Origin of the sequence: Amycolatopsis sp. NPDC004625 (assembly GCF_040609695.1) — a bacterium.
Taxonomy (GTDB): Bacteria; Actinomycetota; Actinomycetes; order Mycobacteriales; family Pseudonocardiaceae; genus Amycolatopsis.
In genome coordinates this window covers 129,546-143,686 of the sequence record NZ_JBEXKX010000026.1, presented here as the reverse complement: position 1 = coordinate 143,686, position 14,141 = coordinate 129,546, and the positions used below count along the sequence as shown (strand labels likewise).

General features: G+C 73.7%; 6 protein-coding genes. 2 read left to right on the top strand and 4 right to left on the bottom strand.

All coding sequences use genetic code 11. The features are described from left to right. Together ABZW17_RS27905 and ABZW17_RS27900 are read right to left on the bottom strand one after the other, a co-directional pair. The coding region (locus ABZW17_RS27905; RefSeq protein ID WP_354820372.1) for an AMP-binding protein at positions 1 to 6,103 on the bottom strand (6,103 nt) is incomplete at its 3' end. Beyond that, positions 6,100 to 9,885 (bottom strand): amino acid adenylation domain-containing protein, encoded by a 3,786-nt coding sequence (locus ABZW17_RS27900; protein ID WP_354820369.1) that lies wholly within the window; start codon positions 9,883 to 9,885, stop codon positions 6,100 to 6,102. The genes ABZW17_RS27905 and ABZW17_RS27900, both read right to left, overlap by 4 nt. A 368-nt stretch (positions 9,886 to 10,253) precedes the next feature. On the opposite strand from ABZW17_RS27900, the gene ABZW17_RS27895 reads away from it, so the two are divergent. Next, positions 10,254 to 10,532 (top strand): tetratricopeptide repeat protein, encoded by a 279-nt coding sequence (locus tag ABZW17_RS27895; RefSeq protein ID WP_354820387.1) that lies wholly within the window; start codon positions 10,254 to 10,256, stop codon positions 10,530 to 10,532. Between the two features lie 43 nt (positions 10,533 to 10,575). Here the strand turns inward: ABZW17_RS27895 and ABZW17_RS27890 are convergent, their stop codons facing one another. Together ABZW17_RS27890 and ABZW17_RS27885 are read right to left on the bottom strand one after the other, a co-directional pair. Beyond that, positions 10,576 to 11,022, bottom strand: a complete 447-nt coding sequence (locus ABZW17_RS27890) for a hypothetical protein (RefSeq protein ID WP_354820390.1) — start codon at positions 11,020 to 11,022, stop codon at positions 10,576 to 10,578. 45 nt (positions 11,023 to 11,067) lie between these two features. Beyond that, a complete protein-coding gene (locus ABZW17_RS27885) occupies positions 11,068 to 11,508 on the bottom strand; it encodes a hypothetical protein (RefSeq protein ID WP_354820366.1) in 441 nt (146 codons plus the stop codon). A 138-nt stretch (positions 11,509 to 11,646) separates the two neighbouring features. Between ABZW17_RS27885 and ABZW17_RS27880 the strand changes: the two genes are divergently transcribed. Further along, positions 11,647 to 14,094 carry a glycoside hydrolase family 3 N-terminal domain-containing protein gene (locus tag ABZW17_RS27880; RefSeq protein ID WP_354820363.1) on the top strand — a complete coding sequence of 816 codons (2,448 nt, stop codon included), beginning with the start codon at positions 11,647 to 11,649 and terminating at the stop codon, positions 14,092 to 14,094. Positions 14,095 to 14,141 lie beyond the last annotated feature (47 nt).

The following is a 14,141-nucleotide window of genomic DNA, read 5'->3' as shown; positions in this document are numbered from 1 at the left end:
CGGCCCCCCCCCCCCCCCCCCCGGGGCCCCGGGGGGGGGGTGTTGTGTTTTCGGGCGCTAACCACCCCCCATACCCCCCCCCCACCTCCTGGGGTTCCGCTGTCCGGAGCCAGTCGACGGCCGCCTGGGCGTCCTCGCAGGCCGCCGCGAGGCGCCAGCGGTGCCCGGGGCGGCCCGACTGCAGGTGGCGGAGGACGTCCACAAAGGACTCCGGGTGCGCGGCCAGGTACTCCGCCACGTGAGCCGCGTCGAGCCGCAGGGCGGCGGCGCTGCGGGCCGAGAGCACCAGGCACGGCACCGGATCCGGGCGCGCGGGCGCGGCCGGGCGCACCGACTCCAGCACCACGTGGGCGTTCGTCCCGCCGATGCCGAAGCTGCTCACCCCGGCCACCCGCGGCCCCGCGGGCCACGGCTCCGCTTGCCCCGGCACCCGGAACGGCCCCAGCTCCAGCGCCGGGTTCGGGGCGCGGAAATCCACCGTCGGCGGCAGAACCGCGTGGTGCACCGCCAAGGTCGCGCGGATCAGCCCGACCACCCCGGCCGCCGCGCCCAGGTGGCCGAGCTGGCTCTTCACCGAAGACAATGCGCAGTCCGCCGCGCCGGGCATCGCCGCGCGCAGGGCCGCCACCTCGATCGGGTCGCCCAGGCGGGTCCCCGTTCCGTGCGTCTCCACGTACCCGACGTCGGCCCCGGAACGCCCGGCCCGCCGAAGCGCCGCCTGGACGGCCGCGCGTTGCCCCGCCGGGGAGGGCGCGCTGTAGCTCTGCTTCACCGCGCCGTCGTTGGTCAGGGCCGAGCCGGTGATCACCGAGTACACCGTGTCGCCGTCGCGGCGGGCCGCCGAAAGCGGCTTCAGCACCACCACGCCGACGCCGCTCGCGCCGACCGTGCCGTCCGCGTCGTCGCTGAACGGGCGGCAGCGCCCGTCCGGCGAGAAGATGTGCTGCGGCCGGTACCGGTACCCCTCGGCGAGGGTGAGGTCGACCAGCACCCCGCCGGCCAGCATCACGTCCGCCTCGCCGCCGCGCAGCATCCCGGCCGCCTGGTGGACGGCGACCAGCGAACTCGAACACGCCGTCTGCGTGGTCAGCGCGGGACCGGTCAGGTCGAGGTGGTAGGCGACCTTCGTGGCCAGGAAGTCCTTCTCGTGGTGCAGGGCCAGCTGGAAGCCGTCGGGCAGCGCGGCCGGGTCGGCTTCGCGCAGCATCTGCCGGAAATACGTGTTCTCGCCGCAGCCCGCGATCAGCCCGACACCGGCCCCTGACGTGATCCCGGCGTGCGCCAGCGCTTCCACGCAGGCCATCAGCAGCTGCCGTTGCTGCGGGTCCATCAGGCCGGCGTCGCGGTGGCTGATCCCGAAGTGCTCCGGGTCGAAGCCCAGGGGACCGTCGAGCAGGCTGCGCGCGCCGACCAGGCCCTCGGCGGCCGGGAACTCCTCGATGCCGCGGCGGCCGGAAACGACCAGGTCCCAGAACGCCGCCAGGTCCCGCGCGCCCGGCAGGCGCACGGCCATGCCGACGACGGCCACCGGCTCGTCGGCCGCGGCCCGGGAGGACGGCGTGGCCGCCGCCGGACTGTGTTCGAGGTGCCGCGTCAGGTCCCGCAGCGTCACGTGCTCGAAGAGATCGGCCGCGGTGAAGCGGTAGCCCGCTTCCGCGCAGCGCAGGTGGAACCGCATCAGCGAGAGGCTGGTCGCGCCCGCGGCGAAGAACGTCTCGTCGGGACCGATCGGCGCGCCGGTCACCTCCTCGAACAGCGCGGCCAGCTCGCTCGGCGGCGCCGCGGACGCCCGCCGCAGGTCGGTTCCGGGCGTGCGGGCGGCGGCGTCCCGGTCGAGCTTCCCGCTCGGCGTGCGCGGCAGGGCGTCGACGACCCGGAACCGCTCGACGCGCGCGTGCGGCGGCAGCAGCGGCCGCAGGTGCCCGGCCAGCTCCGCCGCCGACGGCGTCCGGCGGCACTCCAGGAACGCGGTCAGCCGGCCGCCGGCCACCGCGACGACCGCGTTGACGACGTCGGCGTGCCGCAGCAGGGCGGCCTCGACCTGCCCGAGTTCGAGGCGGTGCCCGCTGAGCTTGACCTGCCGGTCGGCCCGGCCGTCGAAGTGCAGCAGCCCGGCGCGGTCGAAGTGCGCGAGGTCCCCGCTGCGGTAGTACAGCTCCGGCAGTTCGGCGAACTTCTCCGGCGCCGCGTCGCCGAGGTAGCAGCGGTTCGCCGCGAGACCGCCGATGAGCAGCTCGCCGACCTGCCCCGGCGGCAGGGGCGCGCCCGTGGCGTCGGCGACCCGCAGGACGGCGTTCGCCACCGGGGCGCCGATCGCGGGCCGCTCGGGCCAGCCCGCCGGGTCGCCGTCGAGGGTCAGCGCGCTGACGACGTGGGTTTCGGTCGGGCCGTAGTGGTTGTGCAGGCGGGCGCCGGGCAGCCCGGCGAACCACCGGCGGATCGCGGGCGTGCACACCAGCTGTTCGCCCGCGGTGATGACGTCCCGCAGCCGCGCCGGGTACCGGCCGAGCCGGACCCCGTGCTCGGCGAGCAGCTGCAGGGCCACGTACGGCAGGAAGATCCGTTCGATGCCCGCGGTCTCCAGCTGCGTCAGCAGCGCCGGGATGTCGTGGCGCCACTCCGGTCGGATCAGGTGCAGCGCCCCGCCGCCGCAGAGGGTCGTGAAGATCTCCTGGAACGAGACGTCGAACGAGAGCATCGAGAACTGCTGGGTCGCCGCGGGCGGCGCAGCCTGCCACTGCAGCAGGTTGGCCAGGGTGCGGTCCGGGACGCGGACGCCCTTGGGCACCCCGGTCGAGCCCGAGGTGAACAGCGTGTAGAGCGGACGGCCGGCGTGCCGGGGCGGGACGTCCGGCACCGGCCCGCCGGTGAGCGTGACGTACCGCTGTTCGACGCCGGTCTCGAACGTTTCCCCCGGCGCGAGCAGCACGCAGCGCGGCCGGACCCGGTCGAGCATGGCGCGCAGCAGCTCCGGCGGGTACGCGGGATCCAGGGGCACGGCGGTGATGTTCAGCCGCGCGAGCGCGAGCAGCGCGACGACGTGCTCGGCCGACGGCCGGAAGTACAGCGCGATGTCGGTGGCGTCGCCGGGCAGGGTGGCGGCGAGCCGGGCCGCGTGCGCGTCCAGTTCGGCGTAGGTCAGGGTGTGGTCGCCGGTCAGCGCGGGCGCGTCGGGGGTCCGCGCGACCTGCCGGGCGAAGCCGTCCGCGACGGTTTCCCACGTCAGGTCCGCCGTCGCCCCGCGGCCGAGGCCGCCGTGGTCCGGGGTCCGGGCGTCGCCGTGCAGGGCACGGTCGAAGACCTCGCCGAGGAGGGCTGCCTCGGCTTCGGTGAAATAGCCTGCCCCGTACTCCCACAGGCAGTCGAAGCCGTCCGGCCGTTCCACCACCGACAGCGTGAGCGCGCACTTCGCCTCCGCCGCCTCGATCCACTGTGGACTGAGCGCGCAGCCGGGCCGCCGCAGCGCCCCGAAGTCGGTGTTCTCCAGGACGAACAGGTAGTCGAAAGCGCCGTAGCCGGGGTCGAGGTCGGCGAAGGCCACGTCCTGGTCGTCCAGGGCCGCGCCGGCCGCTTCGCCGAGCCGGCGGAGCTGGGTGGCCAGGTCTTCGTCCGGGACCACGGCCAGCGGCACGCGCACGGTGTTGGCGAACATCCCGACGCTGTCCTCGAACGCCCGCACCGGCCGGTTCGCCACCGGCGCGGCGATCCGGGGCCGGGTCCGGCCGGTCACCGCGTGGAGGCTCCACGCGAAAACGCCCAGCAGCAGCTGGAAACGCGTCAAGCCCAGCTCCGCGGCCCACTCGTCGACGCGGTCGCGGTCGATCCGGGTCGTGTGCAGCCGCCCGGCCAGCGACGCCTCGGCGAGGGGCTCGGCGTCGTCGGTGCGGCCGGTCAGCCGGTCGCGGTAGCCGGGGGAGGCGAACCAGCGCGACTGCCAGGCGGCGAAGTCGAACGGCGTGTGCGCGTCCGGCCTCGGTGCGCCGCCGGACAGTTCCCGGAACAGGACGTTCAGCGACCAGCCGTCGACCGCGATGTGGTGCAGGCACAGCAAAAGCGTGCCGTCGGGCCGCCAGGCCGCGCGCACGAGCCTGCCGGAGGCGAGGTCGAAGGGCGCGGTGAAGAAGTCGTCGGACGGCTCGGTCCACGGGTCGTACGGCGCCTTCGCCACCTGCCGCAGGCCGTCCGGAGTGGCCTCGAACGCGGTGCGCAGCGCCGGATGCCGGCCGACGAGCGCCCGCACGTCCCGGCGGAGAGCGTCGAGGCCGGGATCGCCGGTGACCCGGAACGCGAGCGGCACGTGGTACGCCGTGGAGCCGGGATTGCGGTGCTGCAGCAGCCAAAGCCGCTGTTGTTCGCTGGTGGCCGGGGCCGACGTCGCGGTCGTCGGCGGGCCCGGCTCCGGGTGGGCCGCGCGCCCCGCGGCCGAGACGGCCACGGCCAGCTCGGCGAACGTCCCGCGTTGCACGACCGACGGCACGAGGTCCGCGCCCCAGCGGTCCCGGATCGCGAACCGCAGCCGCAGCGCCTTGAGCGAGTCGCCGCCGGACCGCAGCCACGTGTCGCTGGGGTGGAGATCCGGCACCCCGAGCGTTTCCGAGACGACGTCGAGGACTTCGCGTTCCCAGGCCGTCGCCTCGCCGCCGGTGCCGGGCCGCCACGCCGGGAACCCGCCGGCCAGGAGCGCGGTTTCGTCGACCTTCCCGTTCGCGTTGCGGGGCAGCTCGCCGACGCGGAACACGTGGTGCGGCCGCATGTAGGCGGGCACGGTTTCGGCGAGGTGCGCTTCGAACGCGTCGAAGGACAGGTCGCCGGCCACGACGAACGCGAGCAGCTCGGCGGTGGCCGCGCGGCGCACGGCCACGTGGACCTGCCGGATCTCCGGGTGGGCCAGGAGCCGGTGCTCCAGCTCCCCGGGCTCGATCCGGAACCCGCGCACCTTGACCTGCCGGTCGGTGCGCCCGACGTAGGCGTACCGGCCGCCCGGCAGCACGCGGACCAGGTCGCCGGTGCGGTAGAACCGCGCGCGGCCCTCGTCCAGCCACGGCAGCCGGACGAACCGCTGCCCGGTCTCGGCGGGCAGCCCGCGGTAGCCGAGGGCGACGCCGGCGCCCGAGAGGTACAGCTCGGCGACCTCGCCCTCGCCCGCCACGCGCTCGCCCGGCGGCTCGTTCGTCTTGACGACCGCGACCGCGCGGGTGCCCGGCAGCGGCCGGCCGATCGGCACGACGTCACCGTCGAAGCCGCGCGGGATGGCGTAGCTGAGCGCGAACGTCGTCGTTTCGGTCGGGCCGTAGCCGTTCTGCAGCCGCGTCGGCGACTCCGGGTTGGCCCGGTACCAGCGGCGGATCAGCGGGGCGTTGAGCTGCTCGCCGCCGATGACGACCCGGCGCACGGTGGCGAAGCTGCCCGGCACGGTCTCGGCGACCGCGTTGAACAGCGTCGCGGTGACGAACATCGTGTCGATGCGCAGCCGGACCAGGGCGTCGGCGAACGCCTGCGGGTCGCGCACGGTGTCGTCGTCGAGGATCACGCACGCGCCGCCGGTCAGCAGCGGCACCCACACCTCGAAGCTGATCGCGTCGAACGCCGGGTTGGCCAGGCAGGCGAACCGGGTGCCGATGTCCAGCCAGCCCGGTTCGGCCAGGCGCAGCACACCGGCGTCGCGCACCTCGACGCCCTTGGGGCGCCCGGTCGTGCCCGAGGTGGAGAAGAGGAACGACGCCGGCGCGGGTTCGGCGGGCAGGCCCGCTTCCGCCGGTTCGGCCAGGAGCTCGCCGGCCCGTCCGTCGTCGACGACCGCGACGGCGCCCGCGTCGGCGAGGATGACGTCCCGCCGGGCGGGCGGGCTCTGCCGGTCCAGCGGCACGACCTGGGCGCCGAGGCGCAGCACGCCCAGCATGACCTGCACCAGCTCCGCCGAGCGCGGGAGAGCCACGGCGACCGCGTCACCCGGGCGGATTCCCCGCCGGGACAACGACTTCGCGACCGCGGCCGCGCCCGCGTCCAGCTGGGCGTAGGTGAGCCGGCGGGGGCCGTCGGCCACGGCGAGGGCGTCCGGGTGCCGCAGGGCCCGGTCGTGGACGCGGCGGGCGATCGAGGTCATCGGGCCGCCAGCTCGGCCGTGATCAGCTTCGCGACCAGTGGCAGCGCGTCGCTTTCGAGCATGTCCCAGTGCCCGCAGCCGGCGGGCACCACCTCGAACCCGCCGCGGGCGCGGCGGCGCCAGAACTCGGCGGTGCCGGGGATCGTGTCCTCGCCGACGGCCTGCACGAAGACCACCCTCGCCGTGGTCTCGCCGGGGTCGTGCTCGCGCGCGGTCCGCCGGTTGTGGTTGTACGTGCGGTGGTAGCGCTCGATCTGCGCGTCCTCGATGCCGGGGTACATACCGTTGAAGCGCACCAGTTTCTCCCGGAACTCGGCCGCGGGCACCGGCTCGATCGCCGCCTTCGCGGCCGGGTCGTCGGTGGCGGTCGTGTCGAGCAGGACGACGGCGACCCGCGGGTGGTTTTGCGCGAGCCGGCGGCCCATCTCGTAGGCGACCAGGCCGCCGTAGGACAGTCCACAAAGGACCAGGGTTTCGTCCGGCCGCGGGTCGACGAGCCGCAGGTACTCCCCGGCCATCGCCTCGACGCTCGGCAGCGGCTCCTCGCCGGGATTCAGGCCGGGGGACTGGATCCCGAGCACCCCGGCGTCCTCGGGCAGGGCGGCACTGAGCGGCAGGTAGCAGAACGCCGTGCCGCCGGCGGGGTGCACGCAGACGACGCGGGCCCGCCCGGCGCCGCGGCGGAACTCGATCAGGCTGCCGGTCTCCGGTGGCCGGTCCGCGCGCAGCAGCGCGGCCTGCGCCTCGATGGTCGGGTGCAGGATGACGTCCCGGATCGGCAGTTCGCGGCCGAACCCGGTGCCGATGGCGTGGGCCAGCTTGATCGCCGAGATCGACGTGCCGCCGACGTCGAAGAAGCCGTCCGAGACGCCGATCGCCGGGTGCAGCAGCAGGTCCTGCCAGATCTTCAGCAGCGCCAGTTCGACGTGGTCGCGCGGGGCGGCGGTGTTGACGGCGGCGGGCGCGCTCGTGCGGGCGTGCGCGAGGACGGCGTCGCGGTCGAGCTTGCCGCTTCGGCTCAGGGGCAGCCGGTCGAACTCGGCGAACACGGACGGGATCATGTAGTCCGGCAGCCGGCCGGCCAGCGCGGCCCGCCACTCGTGCGGGGTCCGGCCGCCGCCGCCCGCGACGCCGGCGACGAGCCGGGGTTCGCCCTCGCGGTCGACCAGCACGGCGGCGTCCCGGACGCCGGGGACGGCCAGCAGCGCGGCCGTCACCTCGCCGGGTTCGATGCGGAACCCGCGTAGCTTGATCTGGTCGTCGCGGCGCGCGGCGTACTCGGCCTCGCCGCCGGGGAGCCACCTGGCCAGGTCGCCGGTGCGGTACATCCGTTCGCCGGGCCGGTACGGGTCCGCCACGAACCGCTCCGCGGTCAGCCCCGGCCGGTGCAGGTAGCCGCGGGCCAGGCAGTCGCCGGCGAGGAAGACCTCGCCCACGACACCCGGCGGCACCGGCCGCAGCCGGTCGTCCAGGAGGTACAGCCGCGAGCCGGGCAGCGGCCGTCCGATCGGGGCCGGGCGGTCGCGGGGCTGCGGGTCGAAGTGCGCGGTGGCGTAGAGCGTGGCCTCGGTCGGTCCGTAGCCGAAGCAGATCTGTAGGCCTGGCAACGCTTCCGCGAACCGCGCGAGGGCGGCCTCGGGAAGGGGTTCGACGCCGGTGAGGACCTGCCGCAGCGCGAGCCCGTGCACGCGCGCGGGATCTTCGTCGATCCACCGGACGTACGCCGGTGGCAGGAACGCCTGCACGATCCGGTGGTCGCGGAGCCACGCCATCAGGGCCGCGGGATCGGGCCGGACGTCCTCGGGCACGACGTGCAGCACGGCGCCGGTGGTCAGGGGGAGCAGGAGTTCGTGCACCGAGGCGTCGAAGCCGATGCTCGACCACGCCGACGTCGCTTCGCCCGGCGTCGCACCGAAGCGGTCCAGCCACTGGTCGAAGAGGGCGAGGACGCTGTGGTGGGTGACGGCGACCCCCTTCGGGCGTCCGGTCGACCCCGACGTGTAGATCACGTAGGCCGTTTCGCCGGGGCCGGTCCGGACCGGTCTCCGGACGTCGTCGCCCTCGGCTTCGAGGGCGGTGACGTCGTCGCCCAGGACCAGCACCGGTCGCGCGTCCTCGACCATCGCCGCCCGCCGGGCGGCCGGCTGGGCCGGGTCGAGCGGGAGGTAGGCGGCGCCGGTTTTCAGCACGCCCAGCACCGAAACCACCAGCTCGGCCGAGCGGCCCTGGTGGAGGGCGACGACCCCGCCGGGCCCGGCCCCGCGGCGGCGCAGGGCGTTCGCGAGCTTCGTGGCGCGCCGGTCGAGTTGGCCGTAGGTGAGGGTCCGGTCGCCGCAGACGAGCGCGGGCGCGGCCGGGGTGGCGTCGGCGTGGGCGGTGAACCGGTCTACGAGCCCGCCGGGGCGCCGGCGCGGCCGCGGACCGGTGCTCCAGGTCGTGAGGATTTCGCGGCGTTCGGCGTCGTCGAGGAGCTCGTAGCCCGCGATGGCGGCGGCGGGCCGGGCGGCCAGCTGATCGAGCAGCCGCACGAGGTACCGGCCGTACCGCGCGGCGGTGTCCCGGTCGAAGAGGGCGACGGCGTAGTCGAGGTGCCCGGTGACGGCGCCGCCTTCGTCGGCCAGGTTGAGCGCGAGGTCGAACTTGGCGGGCGCGAAGTCGACGTCGAGGGGCTCGACGTCGACGTCCGGCAGCTCGAGGAGGTCGTGCAGGGTCGGCACCCAGGCGAACATCGTCTGGAACAGCGGGGTGTGGGCCGGGCTGCGCGGCGGGTTCACCAGCTCGACGACCCGTTCGAAGGGCAGCGCGGCGTGGTCGATCGCGCCCCGCAGGGCCGCGCGGACCTCCTTGAGCAGCGCGGCCCCGGTGACCGGCCCCGCCAGCTCGGCGCGGACGGCCAGGGTGTTGACGAAGAACCCGATCGTGTCGGGGTGCTCCCCGGCGGCCCCGCGGTTGGCGGTCGGCACGCCGACAACGATGTCAGTCTGCGCGGAAAGCCGGTTCAGGAGGATGAACCAGCAGGTCAGAATGGTGGAGTAGAGCGTGACGCCGTGCTCGCGCGCGACGGCCTTCAAGCGGCCGGTGAGGTCCGGCCCGAGAGCGACGGGCACCCGCGCACCGCGGAAGTCCTGCCGGGCGGGCCGCGGCCGGTCGGCGGGCAGCTCCAGGACGGGCGGCACCCCGTCGAGCTGCGTCCGCCAGTAGTCCTCGTGCGCTTCGGGCCCGGCTCCGGCCAGCCAATCCTGTTGCGCCTGAGCGTGTTCGCGATAGGGCCGCGCGGGCGGCAGGTCGGGTTCGGTGCCGTTCACCCGAGCGGCGTAGAGGACGCCGAGTTCCCGCAGCAGCAGCGACCGCGACCAGCCGTCGAAGACGACGTGGTGCACGGTGATCAGCAGCAGGTGGTCACGGAACTGTCGGTGGTCGCCGGTAGCGTGGAAACCGGGGGGCGGCGCCCCGGCCACCAGCCGCGCCCGCGCGAGCGGCGCCCGCGTGAGATCGAACGGCTCGGCCGGCTCCCCGCCCGCGTCCGCCCGGTCCGTGAGCGGAAACCCGTGCCCGGCGGCTTCGACGACCTGCACCGGCCGCCCCTCTTCGACGACGATCCGCGTGCGCAAGGCTTCGTGCCGATCGGCGAGGGCGTCGAAGGCCCATTGCAGCGCCTCGCGATCGAGGGGCCCCCGGAGGGCGAAGGCCATGGTCTCGTTGTAGGCGGACCCGGCCCCAGCCAGCTGGGAGACGGCCCACAGGCGCTGCTGACCGGACGACAGCGGGGCGGACACACGCATCGAGGACGGCCTTTCCGGGCGGGGCGGGGCGAACCGGTACTGCACTGTGCCGTCGCGGCCGAGGTCGGGGAAACGCTCTCTGTCTGTCTCGACAGTTAACACCACACCATCGTGTGATGACGAGTGTGGGGAGAAGTTTGCCCGGAAGTCCCTGCGAGGATGCGTGAACCCGAGTCGTCCGAGGCGCTGGGCCGCCTCGCCGCCTACAGCATGGTCACCCTGACCGGGAACACCGTGGCCGTGCACCGCCTGGTTCAGGCGGTCACCCGCACCCGACCCGACCGACCCCGCCGACATCGCGGCCGCCCGCGCCGGCGCCGCGAGCTGCCTGGCGGCCGCTCTCGTCCGGCACCACGCAGACGGCCTGGCTGCTCAACCAACTGGGCCTCTACCTGGTGGGACAGGGTGACGTCGGCACCGCCATCGGCTACTTCACCCGCGCCTGCGACAGCCTCAACGGCCCCGACCATCCGCATGCGCTGAACTCGCGGAACAACCTGGCCTGCGCCTACCAGATGAGAGGCGATCGAGAGCGGGCAATCCAGCTGTACGAGGTCGCCCTCGCCGGCAGCGAGCGGGTGCTGGGACCCGGCCACCCCACGACCAGAACCATCCGCTCGAACCTGGACGGGGTGCGACCGACCTGATCGGACCTCGCCGCCCGTACCACGGCGCACCCTCGATCGACCTCTAGTACCAGCCGAGTTCGGTCAGCTGTTCCGCGGCGGCCAGGTCGATGAGGCATCGGTAGGAGGTGGCGGTCTTGTCGAAGCGGGTGGCGATGGCGCGGAATTGCTTGAGGCGGTTGAAGCAGCGTTCGACGATGTTGGTCGCCGGGATGTGGCGTCGGCGCAGGTAGGAGTGGATGGCGCGGCCGATGGCATGATCACCTGGCTCGCTCTGTCCGCCGCAGGGATCCGCACGCCCCCTGTGTGAGACCGCGACACGGCGGGCGCCGGCGGCGTGCTGATGCGCTCGCACGATGCTGGAATCGACCGGCACTTCCCGGTCGAGTTCGTCGATCGCTTCGGCCGATTCCTGCACCGGCACCATCCCGCGGCCGCCCTTCGCACCCGATACCGGCAGCAACGGCTGGATGACCTGCCATTGCTCATCGGTCAGTTCATGCCTACGCACCGCAGCCGAAGATCAAAAGAGATCACCCACCGCTTGAGGACATGCCTAGTACCAGCCGAGTTCGGTCAGCTGTTTCTCGGCTTTGCCCACCGACCACACCGTCACCTCGTCCAGCCGCCCCGATGCGGTCCGGAACCTGAGCCCGCGGCCGAACGGGGCACCCACCCACCACAACCCGGTCACCTCGGCGCGGACGATCCGGATCGGCTCGACACCCCGCACCCGCAACTCCAGCTGCCCCCGGCTGACCAGCAGGCTCGCCAACGGCCACGTCACCGTGCGGTGGTTCACCGACGCCTCGCCCCGCAGGACGAGGTCGTAGTCCTCGTCCCGCAGCGCGGCGAACTGCCGCGCGAAGTCCGGATCCGGTGGTGGCACCCGGCCGAACCTCCTGAAACTTTCGCGCCACCGGAACCTGACGATCAGCATCACCGCACCGAGCGCCCCGAACGCCAGCAGGGCGATTCCCTCCGCGTCAAGCCTCATCGACATCCCCTTGCTACTTCGGCGAAACCGGAGGCCGCCCGGCCGCCGTTCGGCGCTTTACAGTCCTGGCGAACCTGCCTACCGTGCGCTCGCACCCGTGCGGTGCGGTCCGTGCCGACCACGGCTCAAGGAGGTCAGGTGTTCCGGAAAAACAGACGCAGTACCCGCGCCACCGTCACGGTGCTCGCGGCGGCGGCGCTCCTCGCGGTTCCCGCGTTCACCGCCGCCAGCAGCGCCGCCGTCGAGCCGGGCGCCACGCCCTGGCTGGACACCCACCGCCCGGTGCCGGCGCGGGTGGAGGCGTTGCTGAACGCGATGACGCTGCCCGAAAAAGTCGGCCAGATGGACCAGCAGCTGGTCACCACGCTGACCGACGCCAACAGCGCCACGTGCGGAAACAACGGGTTCAACCTCCCCAATCCCGACTGCATGCGCAAGATCCTGGTCGACGCCAACGTCGGCTCGATCCTCGCCGGCGGTACCGAAAACCCGATCGACACCACGGGCAAGGGCGGCGTGGGCAACACCGGCTACGACTGGGCCACCGAATACAACACCATCCAGCAGTACGCGATCAAGAACTCGCGCCTGCACCTGCCCGTGGTCTTCGGCGTCGACGCGGTGCACGGCTTCGGCCACCCGTGGCAGGCGCCGCTGTTCCCGCAGTCCATCGGCATGGGCGCCACCTGGGACCCCGCGCTCGCCCAGGCCGGCGGCAAGGCGACCGCGGACGCCCTGCGCGCCACCGGCTGGACCTGGAACTTCGCGCCCGTCCAGGACATCGCGCGCGACAACCGGTGGGGCCGCACCTACGAGACGTGGGCCGAGCAGCCCGTCCTGGCGGCCGCGATGGGCGCCGCGAACATCAAGGGCATGCAGACGCCCGGCAAGCGCGGTGAGCTGAACGTCAGCGCGACGGTCAAGCACTTCGCCGGCTACTCGCAGTCGGTCAACGGCCACGACCGCGCCGAGGCGCTGCTCCCGATGAACTACCTCCAGACGACGATCCTGCCGCCGTACGCGGCCGGGATCGACGCGGGCGCCGGCACGGTGATGGTCAACTCCGGTTCGATCAACGGCGTTCCCGCCACGTCCTCGCACTACCTGCTGACCGACATCCTGCGCAACCAGATGCACTTCCAGGGTGTCGTGATCAGCGACTACCAGGACGTCACCGCGCTGCAGACCGCCTACCACATCGCGGCGGACCTGCCGGGGGCCATCGCCGCCGCCGTGAACGCGGGCGTCGACATGAGCATGCAGGTCTCCGACGCCGCCGGGTGGCAGGCCGCGATCCTGCAGGCGGTGAACACGGGCAAGATTTCGCGCGCGCGGATCGACCAGGCCGTTCGCCGCATCCTCACGCTGAAGTTCCAGCTCGGCCTGTTCGACCAGCCGTGCGTGGCCGACCCGGCGAAACCGTGCGTCGACGCGAACGCCGCCGACGCCGCCGTCACCGCGAGCCGCGACCAGACGCTGAAGGCCGCGCGGGAGTCGATCACCCTGCTGCGCAACGAGAACAACGCGCTGCCGTTGCCGGCGGGCGCGAAGGTCGTGGTGACCGGCCCGAGCGCGGACTCGATGACCAACCAGCTCGGCGGCTGGAGCGTCAGCTGGCAGGGCGTGGCCGGTGCCGGGCACGTGTGCTGCATGGGGCCGGAGAACCAGATCCCGCCGGGCACCACCGTGCTGGGCGGCATCCGGGCCGCGAACCCGTCCGCGGTCTACGCGCCGGACCAGGCGAGCGCCGTCGCGGCCGCGGCCGGCACCAGCGCCTATGTCGCGGTGGTGGGGGAGAAGGCCTACGCGGAAGGGCTGGGCGACAACCCGGCGCCGGCCCTCGCGCCCGACCAGCAGGCCCTCGTCTCGGCCCTGGAGGCCACCGGCAAGCCGGTGATCGTCGTGGTCGTCGCGGGCCGGCCGGTCGGGCTGGGCCAGGTGGAGAAGGCGAACGCGGTGCTGATGGCCTACCAGGGCAGCACGGAGGCCGGCACCGCGGTGGCGGATGTGTTGTTCGGCAAGGCGAACCCCGCGGGCAAGCTGCCGATCAGCTGGCCCTCCGACGCGCCGGCGGTCGGCGCCGACTTCGCCGGTACGGCCCCGTCCCCGCTCGGGGACCAGCCGAAGTTCTTCGACCAGCTGCCCGGCACCGGATCCGGTCCGGGCAACGCCTACAACCCGCAGTTCCCGTTCGGGTACGGCCTGTCGTACACGACGTTCACCCACACGAACCTGGCGGTGACACCGAAGGTCGCGCGCGACGGCACGGCCACCGCGACGTTCACCGTCACCAACACCGGAACCCGCGCGGGCACCGACATCGTGCCGGTGTACGTGGCCCAGCCGGTGAGCCCGGTGGCCGTCCCGCCGCAACGGCTGGTCGGCTTCGCGCGGGTGACGCTCGACCCGGGCCGGTCCCAGGCGGTGCACGTGTCCTTCCCGGCGTCGGCGCTGGCCGAAAGCGCGGGGGACATCAACGCATCCGGCCCGCCCGTCGTGGTGCCGGGCAGTTATGTGCTGCAGCTGGACAAGAACGGCACGACACCGTACACAGTGGACGTTTCGGCGCCGTTCGTGATCCGGTAGCTCGCTTGCGGGGCGACGCCGGCGCGTCGCCCCGCAAGGCGCCTCCC

Bases quoted from the DNA above. Each gene is read 5' to 3' on its own strand.
- ABZW17_RS27900 (WP_354820369.1), bottom strand. From the start codon at position 9,885: ATGCGTGTGTCCGCCCCGCTGTCGTCCGGTCAGCAGCGCCTGTGGGCC.
- ABZW17_RS27885 (WP_354820366.1), bottom strand. From the start codon at position 11,508: ATGAGGCTTGACGCGGAGGGAATCGCCCTGCTGGCGTTCGGGGCGCTC.